At 43.6% G+C, this 21,921-nt stretch carries 18 protein-coding genes; 5 read left to right on the top strand and 13 right to left on the bottom strand.

Translation table 11 applies throughout. The features are described from left to right. Positions 1-81 precede the first annotated feature (81 nt). Both EHO57_RS14535 and EHO57_RS14530 read left to right on the top strand, forming a co-directional pair. On the top strand, positions 82-930 hold the full coding sequence (locus tag EHO57_RS14535) for a bifunctional helix-turn-helix domain-containing protein/methylated-DNA--[protein]-cysteine S-methyltransferase (protein WP_210410045.1): 849 nt from the start codon (positions 82-84) through the stop codon (positions 928-930). Next, complete coding sequence (locus EHO57_RS14530; protein WP_135645996.1) at positions 927-1,601, top strand: alpha-ketoglutarate-dependent dioxygenase AlkB family protein; 675 nt, start codon at positions 927-929, stop codon at positions 1,599-1,601. Before EHO57_RS14535 ends, EHO57_RS14530 begins: the two co-directional genes overlap by 4 nt. A gap of 63 nt (positions 1,602-1,664) precedes the next feature. Here EHO57_RS14530 and EHO57_RS14525 read toward each other — a convergent pair whose 3' ends face one another. The 8 genes from EHO57_RS14525 to EHO57_RS14490 all read right to left on the bottom strand — a co-directional run bounded on the left by EHO57_RS14525 (position 1,665) and on the right by EHO57_RS14490 (position 12,570). After that, positions 1,665-2,009 (bottom strand): carboxymuconolactone decarboxylase family protein, encoded by a 345-nt coding sequence (locus tag EHO57_RS14525; protein WP_246050710.1) that lies wholly within the window; start codon positions 2,007-2,009, stop codon positions 1,665-1,667. A 97-nt stretch (positions 2,010-2,106) separates the two neighbouring features. Beyond that, positions 2,107-3,126 carry an MBL fold metallo-hydrolase gene (locus tag EHO57_RS14520; RefSeq protein ID WP_135645997.1) on the bottom strand — a complete coding sequence of 340 codons (1,020 nt, stop codon included), beginning with the start codon at positions 3,124-3,126 and terminating at the stop codon, positions 2,107-2,109. Positions 3,127-3,209: 83 nt separating this feature from the next. Continuing rightward, positions 3,210-5,264 carry a sensor histidine kinase gene (locus EHO57_RS14515; RefSeq protein ID WP_135645998.1) on the bottom strand — a complete coding sequence of 685 codons (2,055 nt, stop codon included), beginning with the start codon at positions 5,262-5,264 and terminating at the stop codon, positions 3,210-3,212. 140 nt (positions 5,265-5,404) lie between these two features. Beyond that, positions 5,405-5,845 carry a DUF1761 domain-containing protein gene (locus EHO57_RS14510; protein ID WP_135645999.1) on the bottom strand — a complete coding sequence of 147 codons (441 nt, stop codon included), beginning with the start codon at positions 5,843-5,845 and terminating at the stop codon, positions 5,405-5,407. An 85-nt stretch (positions 5,846-5,930) separates the two neighbouring features. Further along, positions 5,931-7,235 (bottom strand): cyclic nucleotide-binding domain-containing protein, encoded by a 1,305-nt coding sequence (locus EHO57_RS14505; protein ID WP_135646000.1) that lies wholly within the window; start codon positions 7,233-7,235, stop codon positions 5,931-5,933. Positions 7,236-7,320: 85 nt separating this feature from the next. Next, positions 7,321-9,384: a 7TM diverse intracellular signaling domain-containing protein gene (locus tag EHO57_RS14500; RefSeq protein ID WP_135646001.1), complete on the bottom strand. Its 2,064-nt coding sequence runs from the start codon at positions 9,382-9,384 to the stop codon at positions 7,321-7,323. A 239-nt stretch (positions 9,385-9,623) separates the two neighbouring features. Beyond that, positions 9,624-11,720, bottom strand: a complete 2,097-nt coding sequence (locus EHO57_RS14495; protein WP_135646002.1) for a 7TM diverse intracellular signaling domain-containing protein — start codon at positions 11,718-11,720, stop codon at positions 9,624-9,626. Position 11,721: 1 nt separating this feature from the next. Next, positions 11,722-12,570, bottom strand: coding sequence for an SDR family NAD(P)-dependent oxidoreductase (locus EHO57_RS14490; protein WP_135646003.1), 849 nt, complete (start codon positions 12,568-12,570; stop codon positions 11,722-11,724). Between the two features lie 115 nt (positions 12,571-12,685). Between EHO57_RS14490 and EHO57_RS14485 the strand changes: the two genes are divergently transcribed. Continuing rightward, a complete protein-coding gene (locus EHO57_RS14485; protein ID WP_246050708.1) occupies positions 12,686-13,390 on the top strand; it encodes a hypothetical protein in 705 nt (234 codons plus the stop codon). 29 nt (positions 13,391-13,419) lie between these two features. Here EHO57_RS14485 and EHO57_RS14480 read toward each other — a convergent pair whose 3' ends face one another. Together EHO57_RS14480 and EHO57_RS14475 are read right to left on the bottom strand one after the other, a co-directional pair. Further along, positions 13,420-15,234: an alpha/beta hydrolase gene (locus tag EHO57_RS14480; RefSeq protein ID WP_135646005.1), complete on the bottom strand. Its 1,815-nt coding sequence runs from the start codon at positions 15,232-15,234 to the stop codon at positions 13,420-13,422. Positions 15,235-15,243: 9 nt separating this feature from the next. Continuing rightward, complete coding sequence (locus tag EHO57_RS14475; RefSeq protein WP_135646006.1) at positions 15,244-16,971, bottom strand: GMC oxidoreductase; 1,728 nt, start codon at positions 16,969-16,971, stop codon at positions 15,244-15,246. A 105-nt stretch (positions 16,972-17,076) separates the two neighbouring features. On the opposite strand from EHO57_RS14475, the gene EHO57_RS14470 reads away from it, so the two are divergent. Then, positions 17,077-18,606 carry a metallophosphoesterase gene (locus tag EHO57_RS14470; RefSeq protein ID WP_135646007.1) on the top strand — a complete coding sequence of 510 codons (1,530 nt, stop codon included), beginning with the start codon at positions 17,077-17,079 and terminating at the stop codon, positions 18,604-18,606. 3 nt (positions 18,607-18,609) lie between these two features. Here the strand turns inward: EHO57_RS14470 and EHO57_RS14465 are convergent, their stop codons facing one another. Next, entirely contained in the window at positions 18,610-19,458 is an 849-nt protein-coding gene (locus tag EHO57_RS14465) for a sterol desaturase family protein (RefSeq protein WP_135646008.1), read from the bottom strand. A gap of 369 nt (positions 19,459-19,827) precedes the next feature. Here EHO57_RS14465 and EHO57_RS14460 point away from each other — a divergent pair, with 369 nt between their 5' ends. Further along, positions 19,828-20,889, top strand: a complete 1,062-nt coding sequence (locus EHO57_RS14460; RefSeq protein WP_135646009.1) for an adenylate/guanylate cyclase domain-containing protein — start codon at positions 19,828-19,830, stop codon at positions 20,887-20,889. A gap of 147 nt (positions 20,890-21,036) precedes the next feature. Here EHO57_RS14460 and rpsG read toward each other — a convergent pair whose 3' ends face one another. Further along, complete coding sequence (gene rpsG / locus EHO57_RS14455; RefSeq protein WP_135646010.1) at positions 21,037-21,510, bottom strand: 30S ribosomal protein S7; 474 nt, start codon at positions 21,508-21,510, stop codon at positions 21,037-21,039. A gap of 12 nt (positions 21,511-21,522) precedes the next feature. After that, the gene (gene rpsL / locus EHO57_RS14450; protein WP_135646011.1) at positions 21,523-21,897 is read right to left on the bottom strand and encodes a 30S ribosomal protein S12; all 375 of its coding nucleotides are present in this window, start codon (positions 21,895-21,897) and stop codon (positions 21,523-21,525) included. Between the last annotated feature and the right edge of the window lie 24 nt (positions 21,898-21,921).

Below are 21,921 nucleotides of genomic sequence, written 5' to 3'. Positions count from 1 at the left end.
CCCTGAACCGTAAAAATAGCAAGTATCGGGTTTCAATAAGCCACTTTTCTCCTTATTATCGAGTGTATGAAAGACCAAGAAATTACAGACTTCAATCGAATAGAAAAAGCAATTTCTTTTATACGGAAGAACTTCAAGTCCCAGCCTTCTCTGGACGAGATTGCAAACCAACTCCACCTTAGCCCTCATCATTTCCAAAGAATGTTTACAGACTGGGCCGGAGTGAGCCCGAAAAAGTTCCTGCAATACACAACCTTGGAATATGCCAAGAAAATGCTGAAAGAGAATGTTTCCCTTCTCGACACTGCATTCGAATCCGGACTCTCCGGAACGAGCAGACTACACGATCTGTTCATGAATATCGAGGGAATGACACCAGGCGAATACAAGAATGGAGGAAAGAGTCTTGCGATCAATTACAGTTTCGCAGAGACTCCGTTCGGCAGACTACTCGTCGCCTCTACTACTAAAGGTATTTGTTATATAACATTTTCCGAAAACGATGCAAAGTCCCTGAAAGAGCTCAAATCGATCTTCCCGAATGCAAGCTATACGCAAACCGTGGATATGGTCCAACAAAACGCGCTCTTTATCTTCTCCTATGATTGGAAGAAGTTGAACAAGATCAAACTTCACTTAAAAGGAACGGATTTTCAGATCAAGGTTTGGGAGTCTCTTCTTAAGATCCCTATGGGGAAACTCTCCACTTACGGAGAGATCGCGAAACAACTAGATCGTCCGAATGCTTCCCGAGCTGTGGGAACAGCCATTGGAAAGAATCCGGTCGCATTTCTGATCCCCTGCCATCGGGTGATCCAATCCTCCGGTGAATTCGGTGAATACCATTGGGGAAGTTCTCGCAAGATAGCAATGATCGGCTGGGAAGCAGCGCAAGTGGATGCGCTACCGCAAAAGAAGGCGCAAGGATGAAGGAGGAAAGAAACCTTCCCTTCTTGTATCCGGCTGTCAATGGGATTACAAAACTCGGAGAAGTCGGATCATCTCCAAAGCAAAGACTAGCGAATCTTTTGCCTTACGATGGGGTCGCAAAATATTATGGGATCCTAATAGACCCTTTTTCTGCAGATCTATACTTTGCGAGTCTACTACAGTCAACGGCTTGGAAAAACGATGAGGCCATTTTCTTCGGGAAGCATATCATAACCAAAAGGAAAGTAGCCTGGTATGGGGATTCTAATTATAACTATTCGTATTCAAATACGGATAAGAAGGCTCTCCCATGGACCAAGGAGCTCTTAGAGCTCAAGCAATTTGTCGAAGAGCAAACCGGACATACGTTTAACTCCTGCCTTTTAAACCTCTATCACAATGGAGAGGAAGGAATGGCCTGGCATAGCGACGACGAAAAAGCTTTGGGTGAAGATCCAATCATCGCATCCTTAAGTTTTGGCGCAGAAAGAAAGTTTTGCTTTAAGCATAAGAATACAAAGGAACAAGTATCCTTGCATTTGGAGAATGGAAGCTTGCTCTTAATGAAAGATTTTACTCAGGCGAATTGGCTCCATTCCCTTCCCAAATCTAAAAAAGTAATACGCCCAAGGATCAATCTGACATTCAGGACCATGCTCACCTCTTACTAAAAAATTCGCGTCTTCAATGAGAATGGAATATGGTCCTTTGCCATTTTTATAAATGGCTGTTTATCAAGTCGTTGATTTGGCCTTAAATGCATCCAAGGCCCGAGTGGAATAAACAAGAGCTGCTCCCGCATTCACTGTAATAGCTACGCTTAGAGCCTCCGTAATCTCTTCTTTCGTGGCACCTTGTTTCATTGCAGCATCCACATGAGTCACAATACATCCGTCGCATTGGCGCGTAACACCCACTGCTATGGCGATCAACTCTCTTGTTTTAGCGTCCAATAAACCTGTCTTTGCGCCGGAGTCGCTCAGGCCCCTGTATCCCCGAATGATCTCCGGATTCAAATGAGCGACCTCTGTCATTGCGGCCTTGAGTTGAGTTTGGTAATCATTCCAATCAAGCATCATATATAAGATACCTTCCTATTCATTATTAGGTTGGACATCCTACAAAGCGTTTCGTCAGATTTCCACACGAATTCCTTGTATCGCTCTGAAGAAATCGTTAAAATAGCAAAATGCTTCCGAATCCTCTTAAGATCTGAAATTGTATCCCGTCCTGAGATGTACGTTGGATCATATACTCCATTCCCTTCTTAACATCGTCGCCTATGCTTAAATTCGGTTCTAAAGGTTCGCTAAGAGGTTTGAAGAAATTATCCCAATGCACAGGGATCACGATCTTTGGATGAACGGCTCCTACAGTTTCGGTATAGAATTTATTTTGGAAGTCTTCATCCAGCTTTCCTAGCATTGCAATTCCAAGAAATAGAACATCTACCTTTAGATCTTTCCAAGCTCCTTCTAGATAGTTCGTGCTGCCTTTGATCAGTAAGGAATTCTTTCCGTGCTCGACCAAGAAATCATAGGTCCCACCCTCTATATAGTCTTCCGCTTTTGCAGGCTGCTTCAATGGCTCGGTTAGATGAGGCCGATTCGGGTCAGAAGCATTTGTTTTTCCTAATATACGGAAAGGAGGAGTATGTTTGGATTCTAGGACGGTGATCCTAAACTTTCCGATCTGGATCTTTTTTCCAGGTTCGAAAAGCGCCATTTGCTCCTCAGGGAGGCCTTCTCCCCTTCCGATTTGCAATGTGGAAATGGAGCCGAATAATTTGGAATTGGTTTCCTTTGCAATAAAAGGGGCATCCATAGAATGATCGTAATGCGAATGACAAACGAAGATCGCCTTTAATTTCTTAATTCCTGCGAGAAGCATTACGTATTTGATCTCTTCTTCGTTAGAGGAAATTTTTCGGAACGCAGTGCGAAATAAAGAAGGTCTGGAGAAGAAACCATCTGTCAATATTTGGGTCTCTCCATCATCTAACAAAAGTGAGCTAGTTCCCAGATATGTGACTCTGATTTTCCCATTTTGGATCTTCGGTTGGATGTCCTCCGGATCGCTTTGGACAAAATGCGCCTTGTATTCCAAAATATTTCCGGAAGGAGTTAAACAGTTTTGTAATAGAACGAAGGAAAGGATCGCAATCCTTAAGAAGCGAAGGAGAAAAATAAAATTCATTTCTTTTGAATACCTGCAAAATACTTTCATACCTTGCGGATCATTTTCTACTCTGCCAAGTAGAATTCTAACCGTTTCTATTCCTATTCGGAATGACCCGGCAATGTGAAATAGAAAGTGGTCCCTTCTCCTTCTTTGGATTCCGCCCAGATCCTTCCTCCATGACGGGAAACGATCCTCTTTACAATCGCAAGCCCGACGCCGGTTCCTTCAAAATCCGAATTTGAATGAAGTCTCTGAAAGACCCCAAATAATTTATGATAATACTGCATATTGAAGCCGGCCCCATTATCCTTCACAAAGAATACGACCTCTTCATCCGCTTGTTTAAACCCGATCTCGATGTAAGCGACTTCCTTTTTACGAGTATATTTGATGGCGTTCGAGATCAGATTTATCCATAATTGTCGAATGACCGATTGATCCCCTTTGATCATCGGTAAATTAGAAATTTCGAATTTAATCTCTCGGTCGAACTCTGCACCTTTCAACTCGTTGAATACGAAGAGAGCCAAGTCTTTCATCTGGACTTCTCTCTCAGTTAACTCCGTTCTTCCCAGTCTAGAGAACTCCAGTAGATCGTCGACAAGCTGGCCCATCTGTTTCGCATTCTCTATGATCTTTCCGATGATCCTCATTGCTTCCGCATCCAATTGAGGTCCGTAATCCTCTAATAAGATCTGAGTAAATCCGCTAATGCCTCGGATCGGCGCCCTTAAGTCATGGGAGATGGAATAGGAAAAGGATTCGAGTTCCTTGTTAGCCAGCTCCAATTGCTCGGTCCTCTTCTTGACTCTCTCTTCTAGATCATTATTCAAGGACCGGATCTGATTCTCAGCTTCCTTGTTTGAAGTAATGTCCTGTTGAACGGTTATGACCTCGAGAAGGACTCCTGCCGTATTTTTTATAGGATGGAAGATCAATTGCAACCAACGAGGCCTTCCCCCCTTTCCGATATCCTTAGGATCATATATAAAAGGCTCCGAAATAGAGGGCTCTCCCTGGAATGCCTTCTCTACCCAGCGGATCAATCCGGAAGACCTCATTTGAGGATCATTTAAAATATTATAATCTACTAAATTATCCCTTCTTGTCTCCCACATGTCCTCCCAGGCTAGATTGGCACCGGTACACACTCCTTCCGGAGTATAAGTCAGGACAGGATACGGAAATTGTTCTATGATCGTACGAAATCGATTCTCACTTTTATAAAGATCCATGGTCCGAGTTTGGACCATCTTTTCCAAGTCATGATTCAAACGAGAAAGTTCGTTCTCTGCCTCCGTTCTAGCAAGATCCGTTCGATTCAATTCCGCAGAGATAAACCAAACTAGAGTGAAAAAGGAAAGAATGATCCCTGTCATCAGGATCCCTACTCCCAATTCCACGCTCACCGGATGCAAGTGTTGCAGATAGATCCGAACGAAACCGAAGATCACCGGGACCAAGATCACGAAAGGTGCCAGGAATCTTGCAATCCTTCCTCCAGAATACCCGCTCGTAAAGACCTGCATAAATCCGTAATTCCCGTTTTGGAAAAGAAAGACCAAGGCCGTAACAATAAAGCAGATCGCAGTATGGATCGCCATCGGGATAAAGGACAATACCCCGTAAAACTCCTTTACCTGATACAGATAACCCATGACGGAGAATAGGCCGATAAGCATAACTATCAGGGCTAAATAGTTCGCAATCGATTTGAGATAGCGATTTTCCAGAGTGGCGAATAGAAAAGAAAATCCTAATAAATAAAAATCGAATGCTGTGTTCGGTGCCATGCGATTCGGCACTCCGCTCACAATATCCTTGGCCAATTTGTCGGAGAACAAGATCTGATCGACTCCAAGATCCAAGGCCCCAAAAACGGAAAGAAGTCTGCTAAAACCGACTGCGATCAAAGAGAAAGCGAAGACCCGAAGAAGTATTACTTGCTCCCTCTTTTCTTTTTTAAGATCGGAAAATACGAACAAAGCCAAACTCGAGAGGATAAAGCAAAGACCCGACATAGGGTTCATGGCGACCCAGGTTGGTCTCGGTCTTTTCAAGGGTTCTATGTCAAAGGTCCAGCCTAAAAGAACTAAGATACCGACCGTAGCAGGAAGGAGCAGAATGATATTACGCCATTTTTTTAAAGACAATCGAGAAGGACCGATCCGTAAGATAATAGGATTTTCATTTGGAAGTTTCGATTGAGAAGGCGAAGGACAATCCGATTGTCATTCGCCTCTTTTTAGGGATTACTTTGATCCTTAGATCGCAAGTAATACGTTAGTCTAGTTTAGGCGGGCCAGGCTGCAAGTATGAAACTCATTGCAGAAAGAGAAACTAGATAGTAGAACGCGTTGATAAAAAACAATTTCCAGGATTTTCCTTCCCAGGTAACGGACCCGAAAAGCAACGGAATATAAAAACCGAGCCAAGTAAAACCTGCAGCATAAGCCGCATACACCCAACCAGGTCCGTCTCCTTGCAAATTCCAGGAAGAAGGCTTCCATACGAGAATGCTATGAGACAAAACAAAAGCCGTCAAGAAGGAGCCTAAAACCATAAATCCCAAGGACTTGAACATCTCCTTAGTATTCGGCTCCATATTCTCAAGGCCCATTTCTTTCATCCAGATCTTGCCGAAAAGCGGTCCGTACCATAAGAATCCAAGTACGATATTAGAAACGATCCCTGCAGCTATTGCTAAATAATTTATTTGTATTACGGGAAGCATAGGTTCTCCTTTTATTCGCCAGAGTTTTTAGCGGAAAAGCAAAGGAGGTCAAGTATTTTCGGAAGTTCAGGATCGAATTGTATTCTTATGACTGTTTTTTTATATTTGAGACAGACCTTTCTATCGCCAAACGAAATTCGGGAAAAAGCTCAAGAGAACGATTAAAATCTGTTTTGCTCAATGTATAGATCTCACAAATCGAGTTCGTGCGGATTGTGGCAGTCCTAGGTTCTTCTTTGATCAATGCAAGTTCTCCAAAGAACTGTCCTTCTAAGAGTGTTAGGAATACGACTCCGTCGTCATTGATAATATCTACGGAACCTTCGCTTAGAATATAAAGGCTATCCCCCATGTCCCCTTTTTTAAAAATAACGTCGCCTTTTAAATAGATAGTTGGCCTGAGAGAAAAGATGAGATTTGTAACTAAGGCAGGATCCGCATCTTTCAGAAAGGGAACCTTCTCCAGTAGACCCCTATGCAATCGGATCTTCACATCCCTCCTTAGAGATATAGGAAGATCGTTCAGAAGATGGCCTTCATCTTCTCCCCAACCCCTATCAATGATGAACATATAGTAATCTCTTACCTTGCGTCGTAATTCGGACGTTACCCCTCTCGCTTTTAAGAAGGAGTCCACTTGCGCCATCTTTTTAAGTTGGGCTGCTTTAGCTATATCTAGATTTCCTAATATACTTGCGATGTTACCGATTACGGTCGCGTATACGCCGGCACCCAAGATCATTACAAAAATAGTATAGATCCTTTGCACATTATTAGCAGGAGTAATGTCTCCGTAGCCCACGGTAGCGATAGTGGTGACGGTCCAGTATAACGCCTTGATATAATCTTCCGTGCCAGTTTGGTAATCCGCGAGATTATCCACAAATAGCCAACCTACGGCACACCAATGTGCGATCAAGGTAGCCCAAAACGAGAAAAGGAATAGGCGCAATACACCAGGGGTAGGCTGGAATGCGAGATTGATCCTGTGCATAATATCGGATATGCGAAATATCTTTAGGACCCTGGTAATCCCAAGCAGCAGGTAGAGATAAGGATGAGTGGATTGCTGGATCCCGAATAATTTAAAGGTAATATATTCTAAAGGAAGAGCTGCGATCAGATCCACTAAGAACCATGTCTTAAAATAATCCCTTAGGACCTGAGCTCTCGCAAAGATCCATTTTCCTTCCTTATATTCGGGGGTGAAACAGTTCCAGAGTATATCTAAGGCAAAAATGGAATCCACAAAGAAGTAGATCCCGACTAAGATTATGTTCTGATCATAAGAAAGAACGACCCGCAAAGGAGATTCCAGCGAGGCCCAGAATATACATACAAATACGAGTATATCCCAATAAACCCTGGCTCTATTATTCTCGCTTAACATGATCCGTTCTCGAAGGCTAAGGAAAATATCGGATATGCAGTAGGTCCTTCTTCAGAACTTTCCTGAATTATAGAGGAAAGAAATATTAACCTACGTATTCTAGCACGACGATTGCCATATCGTCGTGGGAATTCTGCTCTTCTTCGGTAAAATCCTGTATCTTACGGATGACCTGAGCGCAAAAACGTTCCGGCTCATACTGGGAGTTTTCCTTGAGTAAAGCCCAGAATCTATCTTCTCCATAAAACTCTCCGGACTTGGAACGAGCTTCCGGCAAACCATCCGTATATAAGACTAACTTATCCCCGGTAGATAGATCCGTCTGAATGGTTTGATAACGTGGAGTGGATAGGAACTCGTTAATTGCGACTCCGGAAGGTCTATGCATCTCATAAGCCCCTGTCGCTTTTCGAATGATAATCGTTTCAGGATGGCCCGCATTCGCGATCAAGAGGCGTCCCGACTCGGGAAAGACGGTGATCATAGTTGCCGTCAAGAAATTACCATTTAACTTTCCTACAAGCTGTGCCCTCATCTTAGAGAGCATATGCCCCGGATCGCTCAGGTAATCCACCCAATCCGCAAGAGCCATCTTGACCATAGCAGCAACCATTGCGGCTCCCGTTCCATGGCCCGTAACATCGCAGATAAAGACCCCGAAAGCCCTTCCCGTTCGATCCGCGATCAGCTCTACGAAATCGCCACCTACATGTAGCATAGGAATGCAACGATATGCGATCCGAACGTTCCGCGACTTGGGAGGATCGGAAGGAAGAAGTGAGATCTGGATCTTTGCAGCAATGGCGAGATCCTTCTCGATCATCTTTGCCTTTCTTTCAATCTCTAACTTTTGCTCTTCTATCGTTTTAGTGCGTTCATGTACGAGTATTTCCAAAGAATCGTTTAAGGTCTTTTGGATCTGCAAGGTTTTCGCTTGCGCGTCTTCCTTCTCCTTTTCGATCATCTTGATACGAGAAGCTAAAGCAAAAGAGAATAAGATAGCTTCCATTCCGGCACCCAACTGCCATCCATAGCCTGTCACGAAAATATCCGGAACGATTGCAAAAGATTTCAGTCCGTAAAGAAGAGCCCCTACCAAAAGGGTGAGCCACCCGATCAAATAATAGATCGCAGGTTTATAACCTTTCTTTAATGCATAAACCGCACAGGCGAGAAGAGTTGGAACAATATGCATCGCATATAAAGCGATCAACCAGAGTATTGAGGATATCTGCGCAAAAAGAGAGACGATCGTAAGCGAAAAACCGAATATACTATCGGCAAGAAGGATCTTGTTCGCCCTAGGCAGATACACCGACATGGTCAGGAAGTGACGAGAGAACATGATCGCAAGAGCTGTCACAAGTGGGATCAGAAAGGTAGGAGCGTAACTCGCTAACCAGATCGAATTCGGCCATACATACTGAAAAGCCAAACCGTTCAAACTCATCTGTAAAAGTCCGAAAGCGGAGATATAAACTACGTAATAGAAATAACTAAGATCTTTTACGGTAAAGAAGATGAACAAATTATAAAGAGCCATCACGAACATGAGCCCGTAATAGATCCCGAATACGAATTGTTCCGTCGAATTCAGATTAGAGAAAGTTTTCTCGCTTAAGATCTGGATCGGCAAAGAAACAGTGCTCTCGGATTCGGAGCGAATGTAAAAAACGGTCTCTTCCTTTCCTTGGTCGTTCTTTAAAGGAAGTTCGAATATAAAATTTCTATGATTGATCTCTCTCAGCTTGAACGGGATCTTATCGCCGGAACGCTTTACCGTGTAGCCTTGGTCGCTCGGAAGATAAAAGTCAACATGATCCAGAACCGGATGACGGACTTCCAAATACCAATTGCGAACATTCCTGGATTTATTCCGAATTGGGATACGGATCCAATATGCAAACTTCGTTAAGCCGAAATTGGTCTTGCCTAACTTCTTAAATTGATTCTCCGCATCTAAACGAAGAATATCCTCAATCTTTAGTTTCTTTTCCTGATCCACATAGAAAGAAACTTCGTTGGTGATCTCGTATTGTTCTTGCCTGTCAGTAAGGACGATATCGCTTAACCCTTCCTGATCCGAAAAGCCAGGAGTGGCGGAGAAAAGCAGAACCGAAAATAGAACGATACGAATTATTCGGGCCATAATTATACCGAGAATTCCCTGCAAACGGAAAGAGAAGTATACTCAAGCCCACACGTGGAGTAGAAAACAGATGAAAAAAGCGCTCGAAACATCACAATGTTAGCCACGTATGTGTGCAGGATTTACGTATATATTCCTTGGGAAAGAAGAAAATGTCCTCCTTCTCCGGAACATAAGAGATTTCTTAAAAACGTGAAAGAGCAATGCAGGCCAGGGAGCAGATGACTCTTACTTGAGAATCATTCTTCGATCTCTTCCATGGCTTTGGCCGAATGTGTGACCGGATAAAGTCTTTTTAAATAAAGTTGAGTTGCCTTATCGTCCGGAAATAAGGAGATCACTTTCTCGAACTGGACCTTTGCCTCGTCGAAAGCATGAGCGTAGAACGCCTTCACCCCTTTCTCGTACGGTTCTCTGGTCTTGATCTTCAGATCCTGGTATTCCGGTTCGTCCCCGTCTATGACCTCGTAGACCGATACAGGCTTCTGCTTCCCTTTTACCTTCACTCGATCCAAGAATCGGAAATTGAACTTTCCTCCCTTCTTTACTTCCTCAATTGTGCTTTCACTCACTGCGATCCTAGAGCCGTATACCTTCGTCAGACTCTCTATCCTGGAAGCCAGGTTCACAGTGTCGGAGATCACAGTACCTTCCAATCTCTCCTCGGCCCCGATCGTTCCGAGCATCAAGGAACCGGAATGGATTCCTACTCCGATCTGTATGGGAATGTATCCCTGCCGATGTCGATGCTCGTTGTATTCCTTCAGGTATCTTTGCATATCCACACCCGCAGCAACCGCATCTATTACATTTCTTTGAAATAGAGCCATGATGGCGTCGCCGATAAACTTATCTATGAAACCGTTGTGACGCTGAATGATCGGGCTCATCCTACTCAAATACGAATTGATAAAGTTAAAATTCTCGGCAGGGGTCATTTGCTCGGATAAAGTCGTAAAAGACCGAATATCGCTAAAGAGAACTGCCATCTCTTTTTGGATCTGGTCCCCCAATCGCACATCTAAAATGGATTCTTTTCCAAGGCTCGCCAAGAAGTCCTTAGGCACGAATCTGGCATAGGACTCCGTAAGGATCTTTTGCATCTCTAAGGTCTTAGCCTGGGCTTCTTCTTTCTCCTTCTTGATCATATTGATACGAGAAGCGAGTGCGAAAGAGAGAAGGATCACTTCCAACGCCGCACCGATCTGGAGACCGTAATTCGTCAAAAAGATATCCGGCAGCACTCCAAATGCCTTGAGTCCGTACAAGATCCCGCCAAGCAAGAGAGTCAGCCAAGCAGTAAGGTAATAAATAGCCGGTCTATAACCTTTTCTTAATGTATAGATCGCACATCCCAATATCAGGGGAATATTCAGCATGGCAAATACCGCGAGAATTCCCAAAACGGAAGAGATCTTCACGAATATGGACACAATGGTCAGTACGAGCCCGATAGCACTAAACAGAAGAAGGACCTTATCGATCCGAGGCAGATACTCAAATGTGATCAAAAAGTATCTAGAGAACAGGATCACAAAAGTAGGCAAGAGAGGAATGAGGAAGGTGGGAGCGTAGCTTGCCAACCATACGGAATTCGGCCAGATAAACTGAAACGCGATCCCATTTAGGCTCATCTGCAGAAGTCCGAAAGTGACTATATAGAATACGTAAAAAAGATAACTCAGATCCCGGACAGTGAAGAAGATGAAAAGATTGTATAATGCCATCACGAAGATCAAACCGTAATAAAGACCGAATACGAACTGCTCCGTGGAATTACGGTTCGCGAATGTCTTCTCGCTTAGGATCTCAAGAGGAAGGGAAATCGTACTCTCTGATTCCACTCTCAGATAAAAAACGGCCTCCGCTGCTTCATTCTCGTTATGTCCGAAAGGCAATTCGAATATAAAATTCCGGTGATTGATCTCTCTTTCGTGAAACGGTAATTTATCTCCGGAAAACTTAGGAGAATATCCGGATGCGCTAGGCATATAAAAGTCCACATGATCCAAAACAGGATGACTGATCTCCATATACCAGTTCCTGACCCTTTGGGACTTATTCTTGACCGGGATGCGAACCCAATATGCAAAATTTGTAATACCAAAGTTCGTCTTTCCGAACTTTTGGAATTGATGATCCTGGTCCGCTTTTAGGACATCCTGAATGGTGAGTTTCTTTTCCTTATCCACTAAGAAAGAAACTGCGTTACGAATATCGTATTGATCCTGCTCGTCCGTCAAAACTATGTCCGGAGAAGTATCCGGCTCTGACAAAAGAGGAGAAGAGAACAGAGCCAGGAAAATAAGCAAGAGTATGCGGGCAGAGTGAGTCATATTAAGCATGAATTCCTAATGCTTTTGAAATTAATTTATCGAAGATCCGGGTCGGAAGGAATTTGGGCAAAAAGGTATCGGTAAGGAAACTACTTTTTAAAAAATATCGAGTTTTCGGATGAGAACTGCGTAGAGCGTGCATGATAGCGTCGACTACCTTGGACATGGGAACTCCCGAGTTCGCCTTCCTCTCGTTTAAACGAATAAAGGCTAAAAGTGAGTCTCTGTATACTGAACGAGGAGCCAGATCTCGGACTGTGTCGTTGATCTTATCCGTTAAGGGAGTCAAAATCGCTCCCGGAAGAATGGAGATCGCGTCGATCCCGTAAAGACTCAGCTCCCTGCGAAACCCATTGGTCAAGGCTTCCAGTCCATGCTTCGAAACAGAATACGCCGATAAAAAAGGAAAGGTCCGAACTCCGCTTAATGAGCTCACGTTAATGATCCTTCCTGGAGGAAACTTACAATCCTTCTGTGCGCCTAACAACGGTAGGAATTTTTGAGAAATAAGAAAAGGACCGACCAAGTTGATCTCCAACTGATCTCTGAAGGAAGAGACCGGCATTTCCAGGAGAGGCCCCGGAACTACTACACCAGCATTATTTACAAGAGCACTTAACCCTTTTCCGTTTAACACCTTCGCAACTTCTTTTACTGCTTTGTCGATCGCATCCTCGTCGGTAACATCGAAGTATAAAGGATAGAATGATTTTCCAAATTTAGAAGAGAGTGACTCTCCCTGACTTTTCGAACGGACGCTACCGAATACAAAGGAACCTTGCTCGATCAGCTTTTCGGCTAACGCAAGTCCGACTCCTGAATTCGCACCCGTTATAAGTATGTGTTCCATGGCCAAATTTTTCAAACTTTACATACTTAAGCAAATTATTTATTGCATATTATATTGTTTTTAATATCTTTCGTCACCAATGACTGGCATCGGACACTTATCATCTGCGTTTTTAGTGAAATCTAAATTCAAAGACGTTCCTCTTTGGATCCTTTTGATCTCTACAGAAGTAGTAGAGTTGGTTTGGATCGTATTAAACCTGAATCCTTTCGGCTTCTCTCCTCCTTTAGAGTTTATGAAGATAGAGTTACCCTTCCTTTACATAGGAAATATGAAACTACTGAGCCAACAGTATTCTCACTCTCTTGTAGGTGGGATCCTCATTGGGATCGTATTCTTCTTCCTATTGAAGTCTTTGAAAGTCTCCTCAGCCACACGTTATATTGCAGTTGCTTTAGCAGCGAGCGGACATTGGTTTCTGGATCTACTGGTTCACGACCACGACTTAAAGCTCCTTCCTTTATCTAGCGCGCCAATCATTGGGCCAATCGTATCCTTGGATCCATCTAATCCGGAATTAGGGATCAGCGCCGCTGCTCCTCTCTTAGGATTTGCGATCCAGGCAATCCTTTCGGCCATCGGTGCTTATGTTTTCACAAAGAACTTCGAGTTCCCGGCCGAGCACGGAAAAAGGAATTTTATAATCGGGATCATAGTCTTGAATCTATTCTCTCTGCCGATCTTCGTAAAGGGAATGATGACCCTTGTGATCCGATCCGAAGCTTGGATGGCTGGGATCGTATTCGCGGACATGCTATTTGCCGCAATCGTGATCCTCTATCTTTCCAAAACAGTGATAGCAAAAGAGTCGAGCCGATAATCCGGCTCGATCTTAGATCGCCAAGAGCGTTACGAATGCTTCCTTAAGAATTTCACGATCTCCGGAAAGATATCCGTATCGCTCTTCTTACCCATCAAAGTATCCTGGTGACCATAACCCTTCGCAATAAAGAGTTCATTCTTATTTCCCGGATTTAAACGATTCAATGTGTTGAAAGCGATAATATTAGAATCCTTGAATACCTTGTTCTTATCCCCTGTCATGAACAACATCGGGATCTTGACCTTAGAGGCTCCATCCAGATAAGTATTCGGAAGCGCTTCGTATCTCTTATCCGTAGGCTCGTATTTGATCATGGACTTACGGCCCACCGACTTGCGGATATGCCTATAATAGTTCAAAGAAGTCGCCCCAAACAGATCCCCCACTCTTCTATGAGTGATATCGGGAAGGTTCTCATGCTCATAACAAGCAGGCCAACCGGTCCCCCACATCAGGCTCAACATGTGGCAGGCAGGCTCGTCGCATTCGTGATGGAATAGACTCACGAATTTTGCCAAGATCTTTCCCGAAGCGAAGCCCGGCAGATAATGCCAGCGAGGATTCACATTCGGGAACCTTAATACACCTTCCATAAGAAAAGGGGCGAAGGACAATTTGATCCTGGACCAAGTAGGTACATTCGGGGTTAAAGAAACACTATTTGAAACAACGCTAGTGACTCCTTCTAATTTTCCCGCAAACAAGCTCATGAAGAAGGAGATGGAGCCAACACAATGAACCACGAAATGGATCCTCTTGCCGGGACCGACAGCTTCTCGAACTAATTTCAAAGCTGCTGGAACATCGTACAACGCGATATCGTCCAAATTGTATCTATGCGGGAAGAGATTGTAGCTGAAGCGCATACTTCCCCGCCAATCGAAACTCCAAACGTCTCCGTATCCGTTTTCATGGAGATAAGTTACTAGGTTCTTATGCTCCGGCATAATGAACATATCCGTAGAAGTGGTAAGGCCGTGCATCAAGACGACAACATCCTTGCTTTCCTTCTTCTGAAAACGCATTAGGCTTACGGAGATCTTATCTTCCGTAACGAAAGGATGATGGGAGATCTTGGCTCCTTTCACTCCTTCCAAAGTAAATACGGGAATGTCCCTCTCTCTCCACAGTTCCGGTTCTGCGCCTCGGAACGGGGCACCGTAAATCTCCCAGAGATTTCCTAAGAATAGATCCCCGAATCTCATGACCGCTTCCTTTCTTTCGGAGAAAGTCCTTCCGTTGGAACGGATAGTGGTCATTTGCTTAATAAAATCTTTTTCAAGGATCCTTAATATACCTTTTCCAATGATCGTGGCCTTAGGTTCCGCCTTCTCCTCCACGTATCCTTCATACATGGTAGTGTATAGGGTAGAAGTATCTCTCCAGATATTCAAGAGGCCGTCGTCCACTACTTTCTTAAATCCGCTCAGAGTGATCTTTTTTCCGGATTTATTCTTCAAGAACAAACGATACTTCATATGCTTCTCGTTTGCAGAAGGCTTACCGGAATCCACGAATAGATTGAAGACGCCCTTCTCTACTTCGAACCTTCCGCCTAACGGTTGACATTCTACCCAACCGATAGCCTCGCCTGTTTCATTCGGATCATATACGAAGAACTCGGTATCAGGGATCCGGATCGTGAGATGGAACATGAGATAATTGCCGGCCTTTTTCCCGGCTTCATAGTCTTCTTGATAAGAAGAAGTGCCTGGAAGAGAAATAAAGCCTTTCATCTCTTCGGTGAATTGAATGCTCACCGGATGAGGTTTCGGTCCAAACTTCAATTTTTGCGTTTTACTAGGACGCGCTGAAGATTTCTTTTTAGTCGCAGTTGCCAATGGATCCCCCTACTTTAAACTAGAACTCGGTTTCTTACCGGTAATCCCCTCTGCTACCATCTCGGAAAGAGCGGAGATCGTCATCGACGGATTCGCTCCCACTGCAGTAGGAAGAAGACTACCGTCCGCAACATAAAGACCCTCGTAACCGAACACTTTACCGAAAGTCTTATACTCAGAAGAACAAACTCCCTGAGCAGGAGAAGGACCCAAAACGCAACCGCCTAAAGGATGCACAGTCACATTATTCCGGACCGGCCAAGAATACGTAGGCATCGGGAATCTAGTCGCAGCATTCGTGAATTTTGCGAATTTTTTATTCACATCCATTATGGAATCATAAAGTGTTTGGTTCTCTTTTTGAGGCCATTGGATCTGGAGATTTCCCTTCTTATCCAAAAACATTTTTCCGTCGGAAGTATCGATCCCCATACAGAGAAGCACCGCAGACGTATAAGAAAGATCTCCCTTTAATGCCTCGGTTAATAGAAAGCCGATCCTACCGAAAATCTTTCCGTCCAGAATACTTTTGAAGAATTCCCGAACAATATGAAAGATATATTTCAATCTGAAAATGAGCGGCAGGGCTCCGGACACGAAGTAGGAAGCGAATACAGGATAACTTGCATCTTCTAACAAGAAGGCTTTCTTAGAATCGAAGCCTTGGAATAGATTATAATCCGTATATTGAGTGATGACAGGACCATAATTCGGATCCGCAGGCTTTGTGCCCTTCGCAGTAAAGGAAAGAAAGTCCCCGTTCCCGGAGAATTGAGTGCCGATTTTATCGGAGACCTTAGGCAATGTCTTGTATTTGGTCTTACATCTCAGAAGAAGTTCTGTACTTCCCAAAGTACCTGCAGAGACGATCACTCTCTTAGCATCCGCAAAGGTTGCGTTACTCTCTCCGTTTTGCAAATTCAGGATATGGACTCTATACCCGTATTCTCCGTTTGCGTTCGGATCCTCTTGGCCTTTCGGTCCTAAGGGAACGATCCTAGTAGCGAGATGTTCCGTACGGATCTCTGCCTTGTTTACATTCTTCGCTACGAAAAGATAGTTCAGATCTAACGTGTTTTTAGAATGCGTATTGCAACCCACATCGCATTCAGCACAATATGTGCAGGAAGTCTGGACCGCTCCGAAACGATTCTTTTCCTGAACTCCGATCGGAGTAGGCTTCTTAAAATCGTTCCCGAAAAAGACATTCAGGTCCGCTCTCTTAGAAATGCGAGCCTCCTTGACCGCGAACTGCTCGTACAATTCGGTTCTAACGACCCTTCTTCTTTCCTCACCGTTGTCGGGAATAGGACGAGAGCCCAAGACATCTTTTACGATCTTATAATAAGGTTTTAAATTACGTTTCTTGCAGGTAGCCGGCCAGCGATTGTCGAAAATATGGTCGGGAGGCTCCAAAAAAACATTCGCATAGATCAGAGATCCTCCCCCTAATCCTGCAGACAAGACCACGTCTAACTTAGGATAATTCCGAATATCGAATAGTCCGGTTTGACGTCCGCTTTTCTTAGATAGAGAAGAGCGGGGAATAGAACCTTCTTCAGGAACATTCCAAAAGTTCTTAGACATTCCTTCAGGGGAACGAGGAAAAGATCCCATAGGATATTCCTTACCACGCTCGAGAACCAAAACCTTACCAGGCCATTTTTTAGAAAGCCTGCACGCGTTAATCGAACCGCCGAACCCTGTACCTATAACGATGGCTTCGTATAACTTCAAGAAGATACCCCTATCGACGAAAAATCTACTTATTTGCAGTATTTGCCTAAAAATAGCAATAATTAATTGATTTTATCAACGTTTTTCGAATGATTCACAACCCAAATGGCAGCTAGCAAAATCAAATACGTTGTAATATCAGATGTGCATTTCGGAGCATATAACAGTTTACTCACATACATTGAAGAGTTCCCGGATCCAGTACGGAGAGAGGATAAATTCAAAGTAAATTCGCAAAAAACTTCGCCCGCACTGATAGAACTGTTGGCTTGTTTAAAAAATATCGTCCAAAGCGTTAACGGCGCAAGCAACGCTCCTCAATTCATTCTATTAGGAGATGTGCTGGAATTAGCGTTAGGTGATATCAACGAAGCGTCCATGACCTTCGAACGTTTTTTAGAAGTTGCCTACAAAGAAAAGAAGCCAGTCTTTTCTGACAAAATACTCTATATACCCGGTAACCACGACCACCATCTCTGGGAAACCGCAAGAGAAAGACAATACATCGACTATATTGCCAGCCTTAAACCGAATCAGTATATAGAAGACGCTTGGTATACGACCAAGATGGTGGATCCTGACTTCGTAGAATCTCATTTGTTAACCGGCATCCTTAGAAGAAATGCGAAGCTAAAGAAAGGCAAAGCAGTCATCGCCTATCCGAACTATGAGATCGTAAGTAAGAAAGGGGATCATTCCGTATTCCTTTCTCACGGGAATTATCTAGAAAACATATATGCTCTCATGAGCACAATGCAAAGGATCCTTCTTCCCGAAATAGATGAGGACAAAAAGAAGCCGAAACCAAAGCCGAATTTCTGGCAGAGATTACTGAACTTAAACCCATTCCAATCCTTCACAGTAGTTCCTAATTCAAGATCGATCACGGTTCTTGAGAAAGAGAACTTCGCTTGGATCGATTTCTTTTGGTCCACGTTAGGAAGATCCGGAAAAGTAGGAAAAGGCATCGGACTTCTTTACGATATGCTGCAAGACGAAAAGGCAATGGGCAAATTAACGAGTAACATAACCAGTTATATATTCAGTAAGATCAAAACGAATATGTTTCTAAAATCGATACTATATTGGCCTGTCAGCAATACGCTTAAGAAGATAGTCTTGAAAGTAGGACAGGACGAAAGAGGAATGTCCGACAATATATTAAGCGAAGAGGTCATCACGAACCTGAATACGTATCTTGGCGAAACAATCCCTCACCAATGGGAAGAAGAAAGCAAGAAGACAAAGAGAACCTTTCCCAAGGATTATACCTTTATCTTTGGGCACACTCATAAGCCCTTCGCTTCCCTTTCGCAAGATATAGGACTGAAAATCCAAGATAAACTGATATTCAATACGGGAGGATGGGTCGTGGACACAATAGAGATCATGAAGTCGCACGGCGGATCTGTCCTACTCATAGATGACGATGCAAACGTAGTCTCCTTCCGCGCATATATGGAGAAGGACACGAAACCTACCTTTATCGTTCCTGATGGAAGAAGCAATCGTCTCTACGAAACACTTACGCAAAAAGTGAATCTTACGGATAAGAAATTCCAAACATTGACCAAGACCTTTGAAGAAGAGATCCGACTAAGAAGACAGGTCCTAAGGGTCCGAGTGCAGGAATAGATCTTAAGCGGACTTTTGCCAAGAAACCTCCGGATTCGAAGGATCCGATTTCCGGAGCGCTCTCGCAGCCACTCCTTGTTCGAACTTTTCCGAATAATCCGAAAAATTCGTGCCCATGATCCTATCCCAGAAATTGAAATACAAACTATAGTTCCCATGAAATTTCTGGTGATGCAAATTATGATGAGTAGAAGTATTCAACCATTTTAATAAAGGATGAGTCGTCCATCCTTTAGGAAAGAACTCATACCCGAGATGCCACCAGATATTCATGATCATCGCATAGAATGTATGGAATAGTATTAGATACCCATATATCGGTATAATGCAAACAATCGGAACAATATACACCCCTTCAATAAACGCCTCCAACCAATGAAAATTATAAGCGGCCAAAGGAGAAGGATTCGTAGATCTATGATGCACAGAATGCACGAATGGATAAATTTTCTTATGGTGCATGAACCTATGGAACCAGTAAAACCAAGTCTCATGCCAAATAGTAAGGACGGCAAAACTAAATAACAAATACGGCCAACCGCCATAAAGAGAAATATCCGAGTACGTCTTTACCGGGAGAATATGCAACCTTCTCAAAACGAAGACGGAGATTGCTATCGAGCAGAACATAAGAAGGGTCACCGCAGACTGTTTGATCTCAAAGATCACTCTGTCTTTCTTAGGAAAATTCTCTTGGATCCGAAATCTCTGAAAATAGTTCTTCTTCCAAACCCAGAAGATAAGAAATGCGAGACCCGCGATCGGATAGTATCTCACAAAGTTCATTTTCAATTGATATAAAAGTAGATCGAAAAGGCATTGTTCCCAACTTAGCTCGCAAACGAATCTCATCTAGGCGCTCCTTGCCAGATCTTACCCTTTTTTTCTAAAAACGTCTTTAAAAAAATGGGAGAATATACAACCGAAGCGAAAGAGATTTTTGCCATACGGTCCGTCTTCGAAAATGCCCATGAGACCGGCTTAAAATTCGAACCGATTTCGGACGTCCCTGCGGGCACAACAGGCGCTTATCGGTTATTATATTGATCCTATCCCCTTGACTCGGCAAGACCAACCGATGTGGACCTTCATTCGAATATTAAGAAATAATAAATTAACTAATTGACTTAAGTCTCTATTCTGAGCCCTCCCCCGTGGCCCAACATACTTGACGTTTGGCGAAACTTTTTAATACAGTTAAAGTAGAAGGCAGACCACGGTATGGAACAGGAAATCGAATCCGAAACCCAAGAGTTTATAGAGAAAACGGACTTGGAGGAACTTCTAAGCCAGTACAAGGATGCGATCGATAAAAGTACGATCGTATCGATGACAAATCTACACGGGAAGATCACTTACGCAAACGACGAATTCTGCCGTCTCTCAAAATACAGCAGAGAGGAATTAGTCGGAAAGCCACATAACATAGTGAGACATCCTGATATGCCAAAGGAAGCCTTTCGGCTTATGTGGGATACGATCAAAGCAGGTAAGATCTGGAAAGGGGTCGTGGAGAACCGAGCGAAAGATGGAAGCAAATATATCGTCAATACTACCATCATACCCATCAAGAATCCCGACGGGACCAACAAGGAATACATAGGGATCCGAAGCGATATATCCGAACTCGTCTTCTCGCAGAACAAAGTTCGTTCTCTATTGGATGCAAGTTCCAAATTCGTACCTTCTCAATTCTTAAATGAACTGAAATCGACGGATCTAACTACCGTTCATCCTGGAGAAGCGACCAATCTGAATTTAACGGTATTATTTGCCGACATCCGAGGGTTTACTTCTATCTCGGAAAAGCTCTCTTCTACGGAGATCTTTCGCAATCTCAACCGATATATCTCGCATATGGAACCGATCGTTACGAAACATTCCGGCTTTATCGACAAGTTCATCGGAGACGGGCTCATGGCTCTCTTTCATAAAGGAGAGGATGCAGTACTTGCCGGAAAGGCAATGTTAGAAGAGCTCGAACGGTTTAACGAAAAGTTTACCAAAGAAGGAAACGAAAGGATCCGTATCGGGATAGGCATTCACTCTGGCCCCGTTGTCTTAGGAACCGTAGGAACCGAGACAAGGATGAACACTACTGTTATAGGCGATACAGTAAACGTTGCCGCAAGAATGGAAAAGCTAACCAAGAAGGCAAAAGTGCCTATGCTGTTTACGGAAGAAACTTTCGGCGAACTGTCCTCAAGACATTCCGTAAAAAAAGTAGGTAAGTCCGTTCTTCGAGGAAGAGTAAACGCCACTACTCTCTACACGTTGGACTAGATATATTAGAAATATTGAATAAGAGGATTGATCGATCGAATCTCAATTCGGAGAACGTAGAACATCTAAAATAAAAAAGGGATTCTTTCGAATCCCTTCCATCGCAATTCCGCCTTAAAGTCCAAGGCGGTTGAAAAAAGATGCTGATTACCAGCGATAGTGGCTGAATGCTTTGTTTGCATCTGCCATTTTACGGATATCTTCTTTCTTCTTGATTGCAGCTCCGGTACCTTTCTGAGCTTCGATGAACTCGGCAGCCAACTTATTCGCCATGCCTTTTTCATTTCTATCTCTAGAATAACGGATCAACCATCTAATCCCTAAAGCAAGACGTCTTTCCGGACGAACTTCGATAGGAACTTGGTAAGTAACCCCACCCACACGGCGAGATTTTACTTCCACTTGAGGTTTTACATTTTCCAATGCCTCGGTGAAAGTTACATAAGGATCATTTCCGGTCTTTTTCTGGATCAGTTCCAGTGCATCGTAAAACAATGATTCGGCTACGGATTTCTTTCCATCCAGCATCAAGCAGTTGATGAATTTAGCGATATTTACGTCTCCGTAAACTGAATCCGGTTGGATCTTACGTGGCTCTACTTTTCCTCTTCTTCTAGACATCCCTAATCTCCCTTACGCCTTAGGTTTCTTCGTTCCGTATTTAGAACGACCCTTACGACGTTTATCGATACCTAGAGTATCCAAGGTACCACGGATAATATGATAACGAACCCCTGGTAAGTCTTTTACCCTTCCACCACGGATCAGAACCACGTTGTGCTCTTGTAGGTTATGTCCCTCACCCGGAATATAAGCGGTTACTTCGATACCGGTGGTTAAGCGAACCCTTGCTACTTTTCTAAGAGCCGAGTTCGGTTTTTTCGGGGTGAACGTGGTCACCTTTGTGCACACTCCTCTTCTTTGAGGACTGCTTTTAAGTGCAGGAGATTTGGATTTGTTTACCTGTTTCTTCCTGCCGTGGCGTATAAGTTGGCTAATTGTTGGCATGAGTTTCTTCTTTCTATAGCAGGC

Origin of the sequence: Leptospira langatensis, assembly GCF_004770615.1 — a bacterium.
GTDB lineage: Bacteria > Spirochaetota > Leptospiria > Leptospirales > Leptospiraceae > Leptospira_B > Leptospira_B langatensis.
This window is presented reverse-complemented; position numbering and strand designations above follow the sequence as displayed.